Origin of the sequence: Methylobacterium aquaticum, assembly GCF_001043915.1 — a bacterium.
GTDB classification, from domain to species: Bacteria; Pseudomonadota; Alphaproteobacteria; order Rhizobiales; family Beijerinckiaceae; genus Methylobacterium; species Methylobacterium aquaticum.
The window spans coordinates 1-18,893 of sequence record NZ_LABX01000035.1; the positions used below are offsets into that span (position 1 = coordinate 1).

Annotated in this window: 14 protein-coding genes and 1 pseudogene; 5 read left to right on the top strand and 10 right to left on the bottom strand. The window is 69.9% G+C overall.

Annotation, left to right across the window (positions count from 1 at the left end; genetic code table 11):
• From VP06_RS04940 to VP06_RS04960, 5 genes and pseudogenes are all read left to right on the top strand, one after another.
• The coding region (locus VP06_RS04940; protein ID WP_048462729.1) for a hypothetical protein at positions 1-226 on the top strand (226 nt) is incomplete at its 5' end.
• 361 nt (positions 227-587) lie between these two features.
• The gene (locus VP06_RS04945; protein ID WP_425339927.1) at positions 588-1,148 is read left to right on the top strand and encodes a transglycosylase SLT domain-containing protein; all 561 of its coding nucleotides are present in this window, start codon (positions 588-590) and stop codon (positions 1,146-1,148) included.
• An 81-nt stretch (positions 1,149-1,229) separates the two neighbouring features.
• Positions 1,230-3,621: pseudogene (locus VP06_RS04950) on the top strand (heavy metal translocating P-type ATPase).
• 127 nt (positions 3,622-3,748) lie between these two features.
• Entirely contained in the window at positions 3,749-4,555 is an 807-nt protein-coding gene (locus tag VP06_RS04955) for a nucleotidyltransferase domain-containing protein (RefSeq protein WP_048447192.1), read from the top strand.
• 312 nt (positions 4,556-4,867) lie between these two features.
• On the top strand, positions 4,868-6,121 hold the full coding sequence (locus tag VP06_RS04960) for an ABC transporter ATP-binding protein (protein ID WP_245239857.1): 1,254 nt from the start codon (positions 4,868-4,870) through the stop codon (positions 6,119-6,121).
• Between the two features lie 143 nt (positions 6,122-6,264).
• On the opposite strand, the gene VP06_RS04965 is transcribed toward VP06_RS04960, so the two are convergent.
• The 10 genes from VP06_RS04965 to VP06_RS38530 form a co-directional block, all read right to left on the bottom strand.
• Complete coding sequence (locus VP06_RS04965) at positions 6,265-7,689, bottom strand: NADH-quinone oxidoreductase subunit N (RefSeq protein WP_048447193.1); 1,425 nt, start codon at positions 7,687-7,689, stop codon at positions 6,265-6,267.
• 26 nt (positions 7,690-7,715) lie between these two features.
• Entirely contained in the window at positions 7,716-9,194 is a 1,479-nt protein-coding gene (locus tag VP06_RS04970) for a complex I subunit 4 family protein (RefSeq protein ID WP_048447194.1), read from the bottom strand.
• A gap of 15 nt (positions 9,195-9,209) precedes the next feature.
• Entirely contained in the window at positions 9,210-11,057 is a 1,848-nt protein-coding gene (locus tag VP06_RS04975; protein ID WP_048462730.1) for an NADH-quinone oxidoreductase subunit 5 family protein, read from the bottom strand.
• Positions 11,054-11,365 carry an NADH-quinone oxidoreductase subunit NuoK gene (gene nuoK / locus VP06_RS04980; RefSeq protein WP_048448547.1) on the bottom strand — a complete coding sequence of 104 codons (312 nt, stop codon included), beginning with the start codon at positions 11,363-11,365 and terminating at the stop codon, positions 11,054-11,056. Before nuoK ends, VP06_RS04975 begins: the two co-directional genes overlap by 4 nt.
• A complete protein-coding gene (locus VP06_RS04985) occupies positions 11,362-12,297 on the bottom strand; it encodes an NADH-quinone oxidoreductase subunit J family protein (RefSeq protein ID WP_048462731.1) in 936 nt (311 codons plus the stop codon). Before VP06_RS04985 ends, nuoK begins: the two co-directional genes overlap by 4 nt.
• Positions 12,294-13,196, bottom strand: coding sequence for an NADH-quinone oxidoreductase subunit H (locus VP06_RS04990; RefSeq protein WP_048462732.1), 903 nt, complete (start codon positions 13,194-13,196; stop codon positions 12,294-12,296). Before VP06_RS04990 ends, VP06_RS04985 begins: the two co-directional genes overlap by 4 nt.
• Positions 13,187-13,531 carry an NADH-quinone oxidoreductase subunit A gene (locus VP06_RS04995; protein WP_048447284.1) on the bottom strand — a complete coding sequence of 115 codons (345 nt, stop codon included), beginning with the start codon at positions 13,529-13,531 and terminating at the stop codon, positions 13,187-13,189. Before VP06_RS04995 ends, VP06_RS04990 begins: the two co-directional genes overlap by 10 nt.
• An 83-nt stretch (positions 13,532-13,614) precedes the next feature.
• Positions 13,615-14,928 (bottom strand): HlyD family type I secretion periplasmic adaptor subunit, encoded by a 1,314-nt coding sequence (locus VP06_RS05000; RefSeq protein WP_048447283.1) that lies wholly within the window; start codon positions 14,926-14,928, stop codon positions 13,615-13,617.
• Positions 14,925-16,724, bottom strand: coding sequence for a type I secretion system permease/ATPase (locus VP06_RS05005; RefSeq protein ID WP_048447288.1), 1,800 nt, complete (start codon positions 16,722-16,724; stop codon positions 14,925-14,927). Before VP06_RS05005 ends, VP06_RS05000 begins: the two co-directional genes overlap by 4 nt.
• A 176-nt stretch (positions 16,725-16,900) precedes the next feature.
• A complete protein-coding gene (locus tag VP06_RS38530) occupies positions 16,901-18,376 on the bottom strand; it encodes a calcium-binding protein (RefSeq protein WP_048447282.1) in 1,476 nt (491 codons plus the stop codon).
• Positions 18,377-18,893 lie beyond the last annotated feature (517 nt).

Sequence of the window (18,893 nt, forward strand, 5' to 3'; positions counted from 1 at the left end):
CGTCCTGCCCGCCAACCCCGCGGTCGCCGTGCGCGCGCCGCACTACTCCGCGGTCACCGCCGGCGTGGCGCGCTACGACGTGGTCGATCCCAAGGATTGGCGCGAACTCAACCGCGCGGTGACGCCGAAGCCAGGCTCGGGCGGCATGGAGGGCATGGACCACTCCCGGATGCCCGGCATGAACATGCCCGGCATGGGCGGCAGGCGCGACACGGGAGGGCGATGATGCGCCGCCCCTGTAACCAATCCCAGCTCGCCGCCGGACTAGGCCTCAAAGGAAACTCACGGATGACCTCGACCAGCATGTGCTCGACGGCCGAGACGGAGATGCCGCTTTCCGCGGTCGCGCGCTTCCGGAAAGCGCGATGAGACAGCAGTTCTTGACGAGGGCGGCAGCCTCAACCAGGGGAGCGACCGCTGGCGCGCAAGGCAGGCCGCTGGGCGCGCCCGTACCCCCTCGTCCTCGGCTGCTCCTCGTCCTATGCGCGGCACTGCTCCTTCCGGCTCCAGCCGACGCTGCCGGGGATGGTCCTACGAACTCGCCGACCCCTGCCGCGCCTATGTCATCTGGCAATCGAGCGGAAGGGGTGGCGCGGCAGGTCGACTATCGGCGCATGCTCGCGCGCGAGGCCGAGGCGCACGGATTGCCCCCGGCCGTTGCCGATGCTGTCGCGTACGTGGAGAGCGGGTACGATGCCGGCGTGGTCGGCGGGGTCGGTGAGCTCGGGCTGATGCAGGTCCGGCCGGCAACCGCGGCCATGCTCGGCCACACGGGTTCCGCCGGTGCCCTCCTCGATCCCGCGACCAATATCCGCTTCGGCGTCGCCTACCTCGCACAAGCTTGGAAGCTCGCGCAGGGCGATCTCTGCCGCACGCTGATGAAGTACAGGGCGGGCCACGGCGAGGAGCGGATGAGTCCACGCTCCGTAACCTACTGTCAGCGGGTCCGCGTCCGCCTCGCCGCGACCGGCTTCCCTCTCGCCGGCACTGCCCTGCCCGCTCCCGACCGGAGCGGCCGTGCGGTTCCTGCATCACCGTCCGCCGGTCGGGATGCCCGATCAGCCGTCGCGCGCCGTCTGTGGGCCGAGCATGCCGCCCGAATTCGCAGCATTGGGGCGCGCATCGACCGCATCATGGGTGGCGGCTGAGGTCATGGCGGAGGACGACCTTTGGACGTCCCACTCAGCCCGGTTCCCCCGCCGACGAAACGCACGTCCGCCTCGCCGGGCATGCCCCGGCCCGCAGCAGCTTGGAGGCCCGACCCCATGGACCACGCTCACTCCGAGCCTCATGCCCACAGGCATCGTGATAGTCACGGTGCAGCGCCGGCGGCCGGCGCGTCCGCGACAGATCCCGTCTGCGGCATGCGGGTCGACCCGGGAACCACGACCTACCACGCCGAGCACGGTCAAGCGACCTATCACTTCTGCTCGGCTGGGTGCCGCTCGAAGTTCGTGGCCGATCCCGCACGGTACCTGTCGGCGGACAAGCGGCCGTCGGAAGGGCTGGTCGGGGCGGTCTACACCTGTCCAATGCACCCGGAGATCCGCCGCGACCAACCCGGCAGCTGTCCTATCTGCGGGATGGGGCTGGAGCCGCTCACGCCGACGAGCGGCCCGGTCGAGAACGCCGAGCTCAAAGACATGAATCGCCGCTTCCGGTTCGGCCTCGTCCTCACCCTCCCCGTCTTCGCCCTGGAGATGGGAGGATACCTTACGGGTCTCGTCGACCACCTCGGCCTGCAAACCTCGAACTGGGTCCAGTTCCCGCTCTCCGGTCGTCCTCTGGGCGGGTTGGCCGTTCTTCGAGCGGTGCTGGCAGTCGCTGGTGACGCGCCGACTTAACATGTTCACCCTTATCGCCCTCCGAACCGGCGCGGCCTATCTCTACAGCGTCGCCGCGAGCGTGGCGCCGGGGCTCTTCCCCGAAGGGCTCCGCGGCCACGACGGCGCGGTTCCAGCCTACTTTGAAGCCGCAGCGGTCATCACCGTCCTGGTGCTGCTCGGGCAGGTGCTGGAACTCGGGGCCCGCGAGCACACCTCGGAGGCGATCCGGGCGCTGCTCGACCTCGCGCCGCAGAAGGCACTGCGTCTCGGGATGGAAGGGATCGACGAGGAGGTGCTCGTCTCGGAGGTGGCGGTCGGGGACCGCTTGCGCGTCCGCCCCGGCGAGAAGGTGCCGGTCGACGGCGAGGTCGTCGAGGGGCGCTCGGCGGTGGACGAGGCAATGATCAGCGGCGAGCCCGTCCCTGTCTCGAAGGAACCCGGCTCCTCCGTGGTTGGCGGAAGCCTGAACACGACCGGTGGCTTCGTCATGCGCGCGACGCGGGTCGGGTCTGAGACCACCCTGGCCCGCATCGTCGCGATGGCCGCCGAGGCCCAGCGCTCTCGCGCGCCCGTCCAGCGCGTGGTGGATGACGCGGCGGCCTGGTTCGTCCCCATGGTCATCGCCGTCGCGGCGCTCGCCTTCCTCGCCTGGATGGCCGTCGGCCCGGAGCCAAGGCTCACCTATGCCCTCCTCGCTGCTGTCGCCGTCCTCATCATCGCTTGCCCCTGCGCCCTCGGCTTAGCGACGCCGATGTCGATCATAGTGGGAGTCGGACGTGGCGCGCAGAACGGGGTACTGGTCAAGAATGCCGAGGCGCTGGAGCGGATGGAGAAGATCGACACGCTCGTCGTCGACAAGACCGGAACACTCACGGAGGGCAAGCCCAAGGTCACCGCGGTGCTCCCGGCACCCGGCTTCACGGACGCCGAAGTGCTGCACCTCGCCGCCGCGGTCGAACGCGCCAGCGAGCACCCCCTGGCACTCGCCGTCGTCCGGGCCGCGGAAGAGCGCGGCATCCCGAGTGCCGTTGCTACCGATTTCGAGGCTCCGACCGGCAAGGGGGCGCTCGGCACGGTCGAGGGCCGCCGCGTGGCCGTTGGCAACGGGCGCTTCCTGGAGGAGCAAGGGGTCGACGCGGCGGCGCTTCACGCAAAGGCCGAAGAGATGCGGGCACGCGGTACCATGGCGGTCCTGGTCGCCATGGGCGGGAAGCCGGCCGGCGTCATCGCTATCCAAGACCCCGTCAAGACGAGCACGTTCAAGGCCGTGCGAAGGCTGCGGGAGGCAGGCTTGCGCATCGTCATGCTGACCGGCGACAATCGGTCAACGGCCGAGTTCGTCGCCAGGTCTCTCGGCATAGACGAGGTCAAGGCCGAGGTCCTGCCCGACCGGAAGGCGGAAGCGGTCAGGGCGCTCCAGGGCGACGGCGCTGTCGTGGCGATGGCCGGCGACGGGATCAACGACGCGCCGGCGCTCGCCGCAGCTGATGTCGGCATCGCGACGGGCGGCGGCACCGACGTCGCCATCGAGAGTGCCGGCGTGACGCTGCTCCGCGGGGACCTGGTCGGCATCGTCCGGGCTCGCCGCCTGTCCCAGGCAACGATGCGCAACATCCGCCAGAACCTGTTCTTCGCCTTCATCTACAACGCGCTGGGCGTACCGGTGGCCGCCGGGCTGCTCTATCCGTTCCTCGGCATCCTCCTCTCGCCGATCATCGCAGCCGCCGCGATGGCCCTCTCGTCGGTGAGCGTGATCGGCAACGCCCTGCGCCTGCGCGCGGCACGGATCGGCTGAGTCGCGGCCGTGCCGAGCCCGCCGCCCTCGAGCCCCACCTGCCCCGTCCCGGCGGGAGCCCGGCGCGGTCCAACCTGAAGAGACGCCAGCCTCCCTTCCTAATCAACTGCACGAGCCTGGCGAGACCATGACCACCCACCCGCTTGCACTGAGCGTCGCGGACGCCTACCTCGGCTTGGTCGATGCCGCCGTCCCGGGGTTCGTCGAGGCCTTGTACCTCGTCGGTTCCGCCGCCATGGGCGACTTCCGGCCGCCCCTCAGCGACGTGGATTTCGTAGTCGTGTCCCCGGGCCGACCGGGGGCCGGGGACACGGCTGCCCTCGCGAAGGTCCATGCCGGCCTCGCGCTCGACCGGGAGATCCCGGCGCTCGACGGCATATATCTGACCTGGGACGATCTGCAGGCCGGTCCGCTTGCCATCCCGGACGGACCCTGCGTCAAGCAGGGCCGCTTCCTCTCGTCCGGGTGTCACAATAGGCATCCCCTCACCTGGAGCGTCTTGGGAGCCAGCGCCGTGACGGTGCGCGGGCCGCTCTGCGCGGGCACGGGGCTCTGGCGCGGGCCGGCGTACCTGGAGCGATGGGCCCTGGGCCGCATCGACGAACGCCGGAGTTCGTTGCTCGAAACCGACCCGGGAAGCGATGAGGAACAGCCCGCCACCGAAGTCATCGAACGGACCGTGCTCGGCATGTGTAGGCTCCATTACATATTTTCGACTAGGGTGGTGCCCTCGAAGAGCGACGCCGGCCTGTACGGGCTGATCACCTTCCAGCGGGAGTGGCACCGCATCATCGACGAGGCCCTGCGTATTCGCAGGGAGCCCAAGGTGGCCTCCCTATACACGACGCCCGCCGAGCGGCGACGCGATGCGCTCGCCTTCGCCCGCCACGTCGCGGACGACGCATACGCACTCGGGTTCGGTCGTTGCGGATAAGGTTCCGGCCGGGAACGCCGCGCTACGCGCGCGCCGGAATGTAGGGTGGACGTTGGTATGGGATCGCCGTGCCTACTCCGGATCTGGCCGGAGCGTTGGGCGTTCGGAGGACCCGGCCGAACGCCGTCGAGCGCGTCGTGCGGCGCGCCGCCCGCGCTCCTAGGGGGCCGCTGCATGCCCATGCGGTCGGAAGGGCAACTCTCGGGAGTGGGTGGAACTCACCGGGACGGACTTGTTGGGGGCCCGGAGGCTCCTCCGGAGGCGCCGGGACGTTCCCCTCCGGGGCGCTAGAGACATCGCCAGGAGTACCCATTGCTGACACCGCCTTTCATCCACGACCTAATCCATCGGGCGATGCCCCTCGACCATCCTCACGCTCACTGGTGGATCGATCTTGTGACGGTGCTGGTCCTCATTGTGGCGCCTGCCTGGACCGCCTGGCTCGCATTCAGATTCGGCCTGCGCTGTGCATTCGTTCGGGTGGACCGCGGCCGAATGCGAGGGGTGGTCCCGTTGCGCAGCCCTGCATCCATTGACGCGGTGGGATCGCCCGAACCCCGCAAGCGCATGGCCGTGGGGCTGGAAGCCTACGTTGTGCGTGCGACATCGCGGCTGCAGTTCCGCCTCGTGCTGCTGTCCATCCTGACACTCCCGGCGGCCTGGCTCCTTCTTGAGATCCCCAAGCACATCATCAACCACGCCCTCGCCGACGCGTTGGGCGACAGTCAACCGAGAATGACTTTCCTCGGCTTCGCTTTGGGCCGCCTCGAGCTGCTGTTCGCGCTTTGCGCCAGCTATCTGGCCGTGCTCACGCTCAGCGGTCTCGCCAAATACGCCGTCAATCGAGTCCGTGGGCGCGTGAACGAGCGCCTCGTGCGGCGCCTGCGCCTCGCCGTCGCCCGGCGCGCACGGGGCGAATGCTTGCCCGAGCGGCGGGCGACATTGGCCGCGATCGCCGTTCAGGAGGTCGAGCCCATCGGCTACTTTGGGGGTAGCTTGGTGGTGGTGCCGCTTGTCCAAGGCGGCACGCTCGTGACCAGCGTCGTCTTCCTCCTCATGCAGAACGCCACCCTGGCGCTCGCGGCTCTCATCATGCTGCCAGTTCAGCTGACCATCCTCCCGCGGTTGCAGGCGCGATTGAATGCGAAGGTTCGCCAGCGGGTCCATGCCACGCGGGCATTGGGGGGCCTCTTTACCGATCCCGGGTCGGAACGGACGTCGGGCGGGACCCGCTGGCCATCGATCGTGTACCGGCAGATGCACCGAGCGCGGGAGCTCGAAAGGGTGCGGATCGAAATCAACGACCTCAATGGCCGGCTCAAGGGATTGTACAACTACACCTCAAACCTCACACCATTCTTCTTCTTCTCGGTTGGCGGCTACCTCGTCGTCCAGGGCCAGCTCTCGCTCGGTGCCCTCGTCGCCGCCCTGGCGGCCTACAAGGAGATTTCACCGGCCATGCGCGAGCTGTTCGATTTCGCCCAGGACTGGTCGGACGCGAGCGCCCGGTTCGAGGAGATCACTAACGCCCTCGGCCTGATCGTGCAGGTGAACCGCGCGACGTAGAGCCGGCACGCGACCGCTCGTTCGAGGCCGCCTGAGCACTACCGGGTGCTGCGGCGGAGTGTTTCGCAAATGAGCCCGGTCCCGCCGAGGGCGCTGCCTCCGGCCCCTCCTCCGCCGGCCTGGACAACCCAGCAGAACCACTCCTACCGCAGCAGCGTCGAGCCGAGTTGTGCCAGACCGCGCGCCAGACCCGGCGCGATGCCGAAGCCCAGCGTCCCCGCCGTGCATAAACCAAGCGCCCATGCGTAGCCGGCGCCGGGAGCCAGGCCCTCCGGGCGTTCCGGTTCCTTGAAATACATCTCCGCGATCACGGCTGCGTAGTAGAAGAGCGCCACCGCCATGTTGGTGGCGGCCACCACGGCAAGCCAGGCGAGCCCCCCCTCGATGGCAGCCACGAGCAGGAAGACCTTGCCGGCGAAGCCTGCCAGCGGCGGGACGCCGGCAAGCGACAAAAGCGCGAGTGCCAGCGCCGCCCCTGGCCATGGCGCTCGCCGTCCGAGGCCGCGGACCGCGGCGAAGCCGTCGCCCCCGATCATGCGCTCGACCTGCGCGACCACCGTGAAAGCCGCGAGGTTCATCAGGAGATAGGCAACGAGGTAGTAGCCGACGGCCGGGAGGGCACCGGGGACTTGGCCGGCCACCGCCACGGCCATCAGCATGTAGCCGGCCTGGGCAATGCTCGAATAGGCCAGCAGGCGTTTCAGGCTATCCTGGCGGAGCGCTAGCAAGTTGCCGAAGGTCATCGTCGCGGCGGCCAGGAGCGAGAGCACGGTCGGCCAGGCGGAGAGGCCGCTTGGCAGCGCCTCCAGAAGGAAGCGGAGCAGGCCGGCGAAGGCGGCCACTTTCGGCACGACCGAGACGAAACCGGAGACCGGGGCCGCCCCGCCCTGGAAAACGTCGGGGGCCCAGACGTGGAAGGGCACCAGCGTCATCTCGAACCCGTAACCGACGACGACCAGGCCGAAGGCCAGTGCGACCCAGGCCCGGTCGGCACCGGCCAGGCCCGCCCCGATGGCCCGCAGGTTCAGGCTGCCGGTGAGGCCGAACAGGAAGGTGAGGCCGTAGGCCATCACCGCGAGTGCGGCGGCGCCGTACAGGAAATACTTGAGCGCCGCCTCCTGCGCCGGCCCGTCGCTACGCACGAGCAGCACGAGCAGGTATGAGGGAAAGCTCACCATCTGCAGGAACAGGATGATCAGGCCGAGGTCGGTGGCCGCCACGAGCCCCATGCCGCCGGCGGTCGCCATGAGGAGCGCGACCGGGTGGTGCGGTTCCTGCTCGCTCGCGCGGAAGTGGGAGGCGAGTGAGAGCAGGCTCACCAGGGCGCCGGCCTCGACGACCAACTGGTAGAAGCCCCGGAACGGATCGACGGCGTAGGTGCCGCAGAAGGCCTCCCGCGGCGTGGACGTCAACATCGGCGCAGTCAGGCCCATCGCGACGAGGAGGGCGAGGAGCGCGATGGCGGCGGGCAGGCAGCGCCACCGGCCCCGGACCCAGCCGGCAACCGGGACCAGCGCGAGTGCGGTCCCGGCCAGGACCATCTCGGGCGCGACGGCGCCGAGGTCCATGCAGCTGCCCATCGTCTGCCCACCGGTCACGGGAGGTGCGCCAGCGCTGCGGTCGTGCTGTCCAGCAGCGTGAGGAGGACGGCCGGCAGGGTTCCGACGCCGAGCGACAGCGCCGCGAGCCCGCCCGCCGACCATGCCTCGCTCGCCGTCAGGGGCGCCAGCGGCGGCGCGTCCGGGGGCGCGCGCCCCATCAGCAGGCCGGTGACCAGCCTCAGGTAGACCGCGGTCGTCACGACGACGGCCAAGACCGCAATGCCGGCGACCCACGCGGAGAGCTGCAGCGCGGCGCCGATGGCCTGGAACTCGGCGATGAAGCCGGACAGCCCGGGGAGCCCGAGCGACCCGAAGGCCAGCAGGCCGAGCAGGCCGCTGAAGGCCGGCATCGCGCCTATCAGCCCTCCGAAGCGGTCGAGTTCCCTTGTGCCGGCGCGGTGCTGGAGCATGCCCACCATCAGGAACATGCCACCGGTGAGGAGGCCGTGGCTAACCATCTGCGCGGCGGCTCCGTTGAAGGCCAGCTGCCGGGCGCCCTCCCCTCCGGCCATAGCCATGACCGCGACGCCGAGCGTGACGAAGCCCATGTGATTGACCGAGGTGTACGCGACGAGCCGCTTCATGTCCGTCTGAGCCAGCGCCGCCAAGGCGCCGTAGAGGAGCGAGGCCAACGCCAGCGCGACGAGAAGCCAGCCGAACCGGGATGTGGTTTCCGGCAGGACCGGCAGCAGGACGGCGAGCATCCCGTAGCCGCCCATCTTGAGCTGCAGGCCCGCGAGGACGACGCTGCCCTCCGTCGGCGCCTCCACGTGAGCGTCGGGCAGCCAATTGTGCAGCGGCACGACTGGGAGCTTGACGCCGAAGCCCGCGAGCAGCGCCAGGAAGGCGAGGCTTCCGGCGAGCGAGGGGCCGTCCAGCGGCTTCGCGCGCGCGATGGCCTGCAGCGAGAAGGTGTGCGGCTCCATCGCCAAGTAGAGGGCGAGGAAGCCCAGCAGCATCGCCAGGCTACCGGCCCGCGTGTAGAGGAAGAACTTGAGCGCCGCGTAGCGCCTCCGCTCCCCGCCCCAGATGCCGACGATGAAGTACATCGGCACCAGGCCGACCTCGAAGAACAGGTAGAACAGCAGCAGGTCCCGGGCCGCGAACAGGCCGATGAGCCCGGTCGCGAGCAGCAGGAACAGGAAGGCGTGGGCGTGCGCCCGGTCGCGCCCGGGCAGCGTGTAGACCATCACCGTCGTGAGCAGGACCGCGGTGAGCAGGATCAGCGACAGGGAGAGACCGCCGACGGCGACGTCGTAGGCCGCCCCGACGGACGGGATCCAAGGCAAGGTCGTCCGCCATTGCAGGTCGCCGCCCCCCGGCTCGAAGCCGGCCCAAAGCGTCAGCGCCGCGGCGAGAGTCAGGACCGCGCCGCCGAGCGCGACGATACGTGCGAGACCCGGGCGGTCGCGCGGCAGCGCCAGCACGACGAGGCCTGTCATGAGCGGAAGGAGGATCGTCGCCGTGAGCATCGGGTCAACCCGGGTTCAGAGCCAGAGCAGGAGGGCGCCGGCCGCGAGGGCGGCCGTGGCCCAGGCGAACAGGCCGAGCGTGTAGAGGTAGAGGCGGCCGGCCTGAAGTGCGCGGAGCCGCTCGCCCCCGGCGGCCAGCCAAGCCGCAAGCCCGTCCCCCAGGCGCGCGAAACCCGCTTCGACGCGACCGGCCGCCTCGCCGGCGCTCCAGGCCCAGCCGGCGACGCCTCGGGCCGCCACGTCGAGCGCATCCTCCACCGACCCGAGGCGCCGTGCGAGCCGCGTTGTCCAGCGCACCGGGGCCGTCGTGATCGCCGACAGCCCGGCGGCGAGACGGCCGGGCCACGGCCCGAGCGCCGGCGATCCGTCCCTTCCCCTGACAGCACCGATGCCGAGGCCCAGGAGGCCGGCCGCGATACCAAGGTTCCTCCAGGCGACCTCGGCCCCGGGGCTTGCCCCGAAGGGCAGGAATGCGTCGAGGTGGCCGGCCAGCAGCCATCCGAGTCCCGCTGCGGCGAGCGCCAGCGCGAGCGTGCCCGCGCGCATCGTCCAGGCGGGCTTGCCGGGCTCCGTCGGACCGCGGCGCGGGCCGAGGAAGGCCGCGGCCCCCGCGCGACCGATGTAGGTCCCACCGAGAAGGATGAGCAACACGACGAGTACCCCTGCCCCAGGACCGTGTCGCGACGCGACGGCAAGGATCTCCTCCTCGCTCCAGAACCCGGAGAGCGGCGGAACGCCGGCGAGCGCGAGGGCCGCGACGAGGAAGGCGGCTCCCGCCAAGGGCAGGGCGCGGATCAGTCCGCCGAGGCGGTCGAGCGAGCGCGTGCCCGCCTGCTCCTGCACGATGCCCGCCGCGAGGAACAGGGTGGACTTGAAGGCCGCGTGCACCGCGAGGTGGAAGGCCGCGGCGCGGGCGCCGCCAAGGCCGAGCGCGACCATCATTTCGCCGAGTTGCGAGCAGGTGGACCACGCGAGCACCCGCTTGAGGTCGGTCTCGGCGGTCGCGACGAGCGCCGCGAAGGCCGCCGTGGCCGCACCGACCCAGAACAGGGCAGCCATCGCGGGCGGGGCCGCCACGAAGACCGCGTCGAGGCGCAGGACGAGGAACACGCCAGCGGCGACCATGGTGGCAGAGTGCAGCAAGGCCGAGACCGGCGTGGGCCCGACCATGGCGTCGGGGAGCCATGCGGAGAGCGGCAGCTGGGCGCTCTTTCCGGCCGCGCCAGCGAGCATGAGGAGCGCCATGGCGGTCACAACGCCGGGCTCGACCCGTCCGGCCTTGACGGCCCCGGTGACGGCGTCGATGTCGGTGGTGCCGACGGCGGTGAGCGCCAGCAGCCATCCGAGCAGGAGGCCGACGTCGCCGATCCTCGTCATCAGGAACGCCTTGGCGGCGGCTGCCGACGCTCCGGGAGATGCGTGCTCGAAGCCGATCAGCAGGAAGGACGCCAATCCGACCATCTCCCAGGCTGCGAACAGGAGAACGAGGGAGTTCGCCAGGACGAGGGCCAGCATGGCGCCAACGAAGATTCCAAGCTCGGCGAAGAAGCGGGGCCGGTCGCGGCGACCGGCCGTGTAGCCGATGGCGTAGGTGATGACGCACAGGGCGACGCCGGCCACGACGGCCGCGACGAACCGGGTGAGCGGAGTCGCCGTGAGCCCGACCGTCAAACGGAGACCGCCGCTCTCGAACCAAGTCGCGGACATGGATGTCCCGGTCGGGACGAGCGCAAGCGCCACAAGGGAGAGGGCCAGCCCGGAGGTCACGAGTTCGCCGCCGCCCCAGGGCAGGCGCCGGCCGGCGGCGAAGGCCGTGCCGGCCGCCAGGAGCGGCAGGAGGGGGATGACGAGAAGCGCCGTCATCCATTCAAATCGGCGTAGGCGTCGACCTCGACCGTCCGGCGCTGCCGGTAGAGGAGTTGCACGAGGGCCAGCCCGATGGCCATCTCGACGGCTCCCACGGTGACGACCAGGATGGCCAGGATCTGCGCGGAGTAGTCGTCCGGCGCGGTGAAGCGCCAGAACGCGATGGCATTCAGGCCAATGGCGTTGAGGAGCACCTCGACCCCCATCAGGACCATGATCGCCGAGCGCTGGGCGACGACGGTGTAGACGCCGATGGCGAACAGGAGCGCGGCGACGACGAGGTAGGCGGTGAGCGGTACTGTCATCGGACGTGACCCTCGTGTGCGTGGTCGCCCCCATGCTGGCCCGGCTCGACTGCCGCACCGCCCGACCCCGCGAGCGGTGCCAAGCGGTCTTTGCGGACCGCCTCGGGCTTCGCATCGAGCGCGACCCTTGCGGCGCGCGAGGCGTCGTCCGGGTGTGCCGAAGGCCGGGCAAGCAGCACGGCGCCGAAGATGCCGATCAGGATCAGGAACCCTGCGCCCTCGAACGCAACCATGTACTTGTCCATGAGCAGGTGGCCGACCCGCCGGGCCGAATCGGGATCCGGGACCGCGTCGCTCACGGGCCAGGCCGGCCGCAGGACCAGCATGCCCACGAGGACCGTTCCGGCGGCGACGGCGAGCCACGCCGCGAGCGGGCGCACGGGCGTCACCATGGACGTGTCCATGCCGCCGTGCCCGTGCCCCTGTTCGGCATGAGCGTATCCGTGACCCGCATGTCCATCGGAGGCCCCGTGCGGCATGGCCCCGCCCGAATGGTCCTGCGTGTGGCCGTGCCGCCCCTCGCCGTGCGCCATGGCGTGGCCGTCGTGCCGATTTCCGTCGTCACGGCGGCCCTCGCAGTGCCCATGACCACCCTGTCCCGCGTCCGCGGCCCCGCGCGGCGTCAAGCCCTTGCTGAACCAGCGCTCCAGCGGGGACAGGTCCATGCCGGCCATCATCGCCCCGCCGGGATCGTGCATGACCAGCACCATGAACAGGATCATGACGAGGAAGCCGCCGACGTACATCATGATCTGGAGCAGCCCGATCAGGTCGGCCGACAGCAGGATGAACAGGCCGGCGACGCCGATGAACGATGCCATCAAGAAGATGCCGGAGCGGAACATGCTCATGGTCGTCGCCATGCCGAGCGCGCCGGCGATGGCGACGAAGGAGCAGGTCGTGAAGGCGAGGAGCTCGAAGGCGGCCATCATGCGCCGGACCCCACTCCGAGGAGGATCAGGCCGCCGACCAGGAGCACGTTGACGAGGCCGAGCGGGATGAGGACCTTCCAGGAGAGCGCCAGCATCTCCGCCGTCGAGAGCGGGCGGACGAGGCGCCCGAGGCCCAGCATCAGCGCCATCAGGCCGTAGGTCTTGGCCAGCATCCAGGCCCATCCCGGGAGCCAGGGACCCGACGGTCCTCCGAGGTAGAGCACGGCCCCGACCGCGGCCACGACCAGGAGGACGCCGGCGAGCGAGACCCGCCATACGAGCGCGGACCAGCCGCCCGCGACGCCGAGCACGCCGCCACCCAGCGAGGCCGCGAACGGCTCCAGAAACGGAGCGCGGTACGATTGCATCAGCCCAGTGGCGACGTAGAGCAGGAAGCCCAGGGGCTGCAGGACGACGAACCACAGGCCGCGCTGTGCATCGACCACCGCCACGGTCGATAGCGAGCGGGCCATCATGATTACGCCAACGTAGGCGAGCCCGAGCGGCACGACGTACGCGACGAGCTGGGCGACGATGCGGTAGCAGGCCTCGACCCCATCGGGGGTGTTCGCACCCCAGCCGGCGAGCGCCAGGCCGAGCACCACGAAATCCACGACCACGATGACGTAGAAGAGGCCGAGGCCGAGATCACGTCCGACCAGCCCGGGGCCGAGCGGCAGCACCACCATTGCGAGCGCGACACCCGCGAGCGCCACGACCGGGCCGGCCGGCAGCAGCAACCGGTCGGCGTTGGGCAATTCGAGGGCGTGCTGCAAGTCGGCCCCCTGCGCTGGGCCGGGATCCTGGCCGGCGCGACCGAAAGCGCGCTCGACCACGTGAGTCAGGGCGGTACCCCCGAGCAGGGCGGCGAGGACCGCCAGGGCAGCCGCTATTCCCATCGCAGCCCACCCATGCCCCAGGCGTAGGCGATGCCCGCCGACAGGAGCACGATGAAGACCAGCATGTCGAGGAAGGCGCTCACGCCGATATCGGCGAAGACGACCGCCCATGGGTACATGAAGATCATCTCCATGTCGAAGGCGAGGAAGATGAGTGCGTAGACCGCGTAGCCGAAACGGAACTGCGCCCAGGCCGGGGGAGCGTGGACGGTCCGAGCCGGCGCTCGCGCGAGCGCGGCAGCCGCCAGCAACGCGAGGCCTACGGCCATGACCAGCACCAGGGCTACGAAACCGAAGTCACCGAGGACCGGGCTTTGCGCCGTCATCCGCTCCATCCGCCTCTCCTTCCAGCGGCTCCCGCCCAGGGCTCTCCCTCACATCCGGGAGCCACGTCGCCGTGGCGCCCGGGACGCCAGCGTCAATCCTCCTTGAAAGCTCTCCTGATTTGGTCGTTGAGCGGTTTCGTCAGGTAGGATAGCATAGTCCGCTCGCCGGTCCGAATGAACACCTCAGCCGGCATTCCCGGCACGAGCCTCACGCCCTGGAGCCGCGCGAGCGCCTCGGGCCTGGGCGTGACGTGGACCTTGAAGTAGCTCGTACCCGATTTCTCGTCCGTGATCTGGTCGGCGGCGACGAGGCTGACGGTGCCCTCGACCTCCGGGGTGGTCCTCTGGTTGAACGCCGTCAGCCTGAGCATCGCCGCCTGCCCGCGCTGCACTTGGTCGATGTCCCTCGGGGTCACCTTGGCCTCGATGACGAGGGTGTCGGCCCGCGGCACGACCAGCATGATCGGCTCTCCCGGGTTGATCACCCCGCCGACGGTGTGGACGGCGAGTTGGTGGACCACCCCGTCCTGGGGGGCCCGGATGTCGGTGCGCTTCAGCTGGTCCTCGGCCGCCACCCGCTTCTCGCCGAGTTCGGCGATCTTCCCCTGCACCTCGCCCAGCTCCTTGGCCACCTCGCTGCGCAGGTTCTGGTCGACCTGGATCACCTGGAGCTCGGTCTCCGAGATCTTTCCCTTTGCCTGCGCGATGGAGGCGACGAGCTGCCCGTATTCGCCCTCCAGGCGGGCGGCGTCGCGTTCGAGGGCCGTCACGCGCTGGATCGGGACGAGGTTCTTGCGCCAGAGCTCGCGCACGCCTTCGAGCTCGCGGTTGATCAGGTCGATCTCGCGCTTCTTGGCGGCGACCTGCCCCGTCAGGCCCTGGATCTCCTCGCGAAGCTGCCCTGTCCTTTCCCTCAACTGCGCCTTCTGTCCTGTACGGGCTTCCCGACGAAGCTCGAACAGCCGGATCTCGCCGGCCACGACCTTGCCGGCCTCGGGCTCGGTGCGGCCCCGCTCCCGCAGGGCGGCCGGGAACTTGGCCTGAGCGACCCCGTCGCGCTCGGTCTCTAGGCGCCCCTGCCGCGCGGTCATCTCGATGAGGCTCTTGTCGATGGCCGATAGGTTCGCCCTGGTGACCGTCTCGTCCAGGCGAAGGACGACCTGCCCGGCTCGTACCACGTCCCCGTCCCGGACGCGCAGCTCGCCCACGACGCCGCCGGTGGGGTGCTGCACCTTCTTGACGAAGGAGTCGACCACGAGCGTGCCCGGCGCGACGACGGCGCCGGCGAGTTCGGTGGTCGCCGCCCATCCCCCGAGGCCGCCGGTCAGGAGCGTCGCGGCCGAAAGGCTCAGGAGGACGTGGCGCCGTACGGAGCGGCGGATGTCCCAGGTGGGTGACGCTCTCACGCCGTGGCCTCCTCTTCCTGCGTGGCGTCCGCGCCGGCCACCACCCTCAGCGGCACCGGCCGCTCTCCGACCGAGGCGAGTTCTCCGGCTTCGACCCGGGGCAGCCTGGGCTGCCCCGATGGCGCGCGGGCGGGCGGCCGCTTGAGCACGGACAGGACCTGCTCCTTCGGCCCGAAGGCTTGGGCGCGTCCTTCCGCCATGAGGAGCACGTGATCCACGCCCGCTAGGCCGCTGGGTCGGTGCGCGACGACGACCACGATGCCGCCGCGGGAGCGGACGCCCCTGATCGCGCCGGTCAGCGCGTCCTCGCCTTCGGCATCGAGGTTGGAGTTGGGCTCGTCGAGCACGACGAGAAACGGGTTGCCGTAGACGGCGCGGGCGAGCGCGACGCGCTGGCGCTGCCCACCCGAAAGGGCGGCCCCGCCCTCCCCGATGGGAGTGTCATAGCCATCCGGCAGGGAACACACGAGGTCGTGGGCACCAGCCTGGCGCGCGGCCGAGATGATGTCCTCCGAGGATGCGCCCGGGTCGAACCGTGCGATGTTCTGGGCGACGGTGCCGGCGAAGAGCTCGACGTCCTGCGGCAGGTAGCCGACATGCCGGCCGAGCGCCTCCGGCGTCCACTGATCAAGGGTGGCGCCGTCGAGGCGGATGCAGCCGCGCAGGGGGCGCCAGACCCCAACCAGCGCGCGGACGAGCGAAGACTTGCCCGAACCGCTCGCGCCGATGATGCTGAGGCCCTCGCCGGCCCGGAGGGCGAACGTGACGTCGCGGACGAGGGGACGGTCCGACCCAGGGGCCGCCGCGGTCAGGGTCTCCACGCGGACGCTTTCGCGGGGCGGCGGCAAGGCGACGCCCACGGCGCGACGCGGGAAAAGGGAGAGGAATGCCTTCAGGCGCGTCCAGCCCTGGCGCGCGGCCACGAGTCCCTTCCAGTGGGCGACGGCCAGTTCCACCGGTGCGAGCGCCCGGCCGACGAGGACGGAACTGGCGATCATGATGCCACCCGTCGCTTCTCCCGCTATCACGAGGTAGGCGCCGATGCCGAGCACCAGTGACTGCAGCGTGAGGCGCGCGACCTTGGTCATGGCGCCGAGGCCGCCCGAGACATCGGAAGCGCGGCGCTGGGCGACGAGGTGGCGCTCGCTTGCCTCATCCCAGACGTCGCCCGTGTGCGCCGCCATGCCCATGGCGCGCAACACCTCGGCATTGCGCCGCCCGGCCTCCGCTAGAGCGTTGCGTTGGCTCGCCGCGGCGGCTGCGGCCTTTGAAGGCCGCCGCATCAGGAGGTCCGTCACTAGAGTGATCACCACTAGGAGGAGCGCGCCGCCGAGCACGGCCGACCCGATCCAGGCGTGGAAGGCGAAGCAGAGCAGGAGGTAAAGGGGGATCCAGGGCAGGTCGAACAGGGCGGCGGGACCCGGGCTCGACAGGAAGGCCCGGACTTGGTCGAGGTCGCGGAGCGGCTGCAGGCCGTCGCCCTGCTGTGCTGTGGTCAGCGGCGCTTGCACGACGGCCTCGTAGGTGCGTCGTCCGAGGGACCGCTCTACGGTCGCGCCAACTCGGACTAGCAGCCGGTTGCGCAGAACGTCGAACAGGCCCTGGAATGCATAGAGCGCGAGCGCAATGGTCGCTAGGCCGAGCAGCGTGGGGACGCTGTGGCTCGGCAGCACGCGGTCGTACACCTCCAGCATGAACAACGAGCCGGTCAGATAGAGGACGTTTACGAGGGCGCTCAGCAGGCCGATGGCAAGGAGCGCAGTTCCGGCCCCGCTCGGTAGGCCGCCCTCCTCCATACCCGCTTCGTCACCGGATAGGTTCGACAAACTCTTGACGTGGCTCATCTCGACGGCCCTGACGGCGGAGAGGCCCTCGGGCGGCACGTCCCTGCGGCCCGGGGGATCGTCGGGAAGACGGCCAGCCCGGCCGTCCATGGGAGCGCCCGCAGAAGGACCGCGGGCGCAGGCGTCACTTAGGCCACGTAGCTGTGGTTCGGATCACCTGCCGCCGAACTCGCTGGGTCTTGGAAGATGTATTGCGAGCCGACCGACGTGACCGCAGGATCGTTCACGAAGCCGCCTTGCCTGCCGTCGTCGGCGTTGAACATGAAATCGTCCTGTACCATCTGGCTCTTCGTCAGGCCCTCAAGGAAGATCGACCCGCTGCCCTCGGCCGTCGTCCAGCTGACGAGGACGCCGGTGTGCCCATCATCGTGCGCCGACACCCCGTCGGCGACAGTGACCCGACCGGGTTGGATGTCCCGGAGCGCGATGTGGTCGAAGGCGCCCGGGCCGGCGTCGAAGCCGCCTGTGACCACGTCGTTCCCGGTGTCCGGGCCCACGATGAAAGCGTCGGCGCCGTCGCCTCCGTTCAACTCGTCATTGCCCCTGCCGCCGTCGAGCATGTCATGGCCGGCGCCTGCGAAGAGCTTGTCGTCGCCGTCCTCGCCCATGACGTTGTCGGCCTGGTCGCCGCCGTACAGCCGATCCGAGCCGGCGCCGCCCCTGAGGTCGTCCTGGCCCGCCCCGCCGTCGAGGACGTCGTTTCCGGCGTCACCGCGAAGGTCGTCGTCGCCCGCCCTCCCGAACAGGCGGTCGTTCCCGCCCAGGCCGAAGTAGTAGTCCCTGTCGCCGGTGCCCTGGAACGTGTCGGCCTGACCTGATCCTTCTCTCACGTTGAACTCGTCGAAGCGGAACGTGTCCTCGGAACCGGTGTCACCCCCCGGGTTGGGGGCGCCGAGGTTGAAGCCCTCGTCCTTGGCGTAACTCACGGCCGTGACGTGGTCCGCGTCCGCGCTCGTCGGCTGGATGACCATCCTGTCGTCCGTGAACATGAAGTCGTCCTGCGCCAAGTCCGTCTTCTGGACGCCCGCAAGCAGGACCGAGCCCTCGCCGCCGGCGACGTCCCAACTGATCTTCACGCCAGCGAAGGTGTCCTCAAACCTCAGGTCCTCTGGGTCGAGCCCCCGCACCGCAAGGTGGTCCAGCATGCCGGGACCGGCGGAGAAATCCGTGAGGACGTCGTCGCCGCTATTGGGCGAGACGACGAAAGCGTCGCCGCCGGGACCGCCGGTCAGGACGTCGTTGCCTGGACCTCCTTCGAGGTCGCCGTGCCCCCCGCCCTCTTCGAGGTAGTCGTTCCCCTCGGCGCCCCGCAACGCGTCGGCCGCCCCGCCGGCGATCAGGACGTCGTTGCCTTTGCCGCCATCGAGGTGGTCCATGCCGTCGCCGCCCAGGAGGACATCGCTACCCTTGCCGCCCTGAAGGTCGTCGTCCTGACCTCGACCGGAGAGGTAGTCGCTCCCGTTCCGCCCGAACGCGATGTCCATCTGGCCGGTGCCGGAATAGGCGTCGTGGCCGTGCCCGCCGATATACAGGCGGTAATCGCCGAAACTCTCCTGGATGTCCTGGTCGTTCGCAGGGGCTTGATGGTGCGGGCGATGCGTCATGAAGCGTGTCCTCCTGCCGATAAGCCAAGAATGGGGTGACGACCTGGCGGTGATGCGCGATGGTGCATACCCCTAGAGGGTAGACAAACATAACACCCGATGCGTGGCTCCGTTTCATCGCGGCTCCCGAAAGGGACGGTTTGACGCACTGCGGGTTTCCCTCCCAGAGAGCAGTTGCATCGGCATGCTCCTGCGGTTCGCCGCCACGGCAGCCAGGATACAAGGATCCGGGTTCGTGAGCGAAGTCCGGGAACTGAACCCTGGTAGGGTATATGGCGATGGGTCATGCGTTTCATCGCGCCCAAGCGGCTCCCTTCTTTCTCGGGAGACGGATGCACAGGGAACGGGGTCAACAACGCCGAGCCCATCGGGGAACACGCGACCGACCCCTGTTCAGGGAGCGGGCCGGTGAGCCGGAGCTATGCGGGAGAATGGGTGACGCGGTTTGGATGAAGGCGGCGTATCGAGGCGGGTGTCGAGCCTGCCAGAACCTCTCGTTGAGAGCGATACGCCATGG

Bases quoted from the DNA above. Each gene is read 5' to 3' on its own strand.
- VP06_RS04955 (WP_048447192.1), top strand. From the start codon at position 3,749: ATGACCACCCACCCGCTTGCACTGAGCGTCGCGGACGCCTACCTCGGC.
- VP06_RS04965 (WP_048447193.1), bottom strand. From the start codon at position 7,689: ATGGACCTCGGCGCCGTCGCGCCCGAGATGGTCCTGGCCGGGACCGCA.
- VP06_RS04970 (WP_048447194.1), bottom strand. From the start codon at position 9,194: ATGCTCACGGCGACGATCCTCCTTCCGCTCATGACAGGCCTCGTCGTG.
- VP06_RS04975 (WP_048462730.1), bottom strand. From the start codon at position 11,057: ATGACGGCGCTTCTCGTCATCCCCCTCCTGCCGCTCCTGGCGGCCGGC.
- nuoK (WP_048448547.1), bottom strand. From the start codon at position 11,365: ATGACAGTACCGCTCACCGCCTACCTCGTCGTCGCCGCGCTCCTGTTC.
- VP06_RS04985 (WP_048462731.1), bottom strand. From the start codon at position 12,297: ATGATGGCCGCCTTCGAGCTCCTCGCCTTCACGACCTGCTCCTTCGTC.
- VP06_RS04990 (WP_048462732.1), bottom strand. From the start codon at position 13,196: ATGGGAATAGCGGCTGCCCTGGCGGTCCTCGCCGCCCTGCTCGGGGGT.
- VP06_RS04995 (WP_048447284.1), bottom strand. From the start codon at position 13,531: ATGGAGCGGATGACGGCGCAAAGCCCGGTCCTCGGTGACTTCGGTTTC.
- VP06_RS05005 (WP_048447288.1), bottom strand. From the start codon at position 16,724: ATGGAGGAGGGCGGCCTACCGAGCGGGGCCGGAACTGCGCTCCTTGCC.
- VP06_RS38530 (WP_048447282.1), bottom strand. From the start codon at position 18,376: ATGACGCATCGCCCGCACCATCAAGCCCCTGCGAACGACCAGGACATC.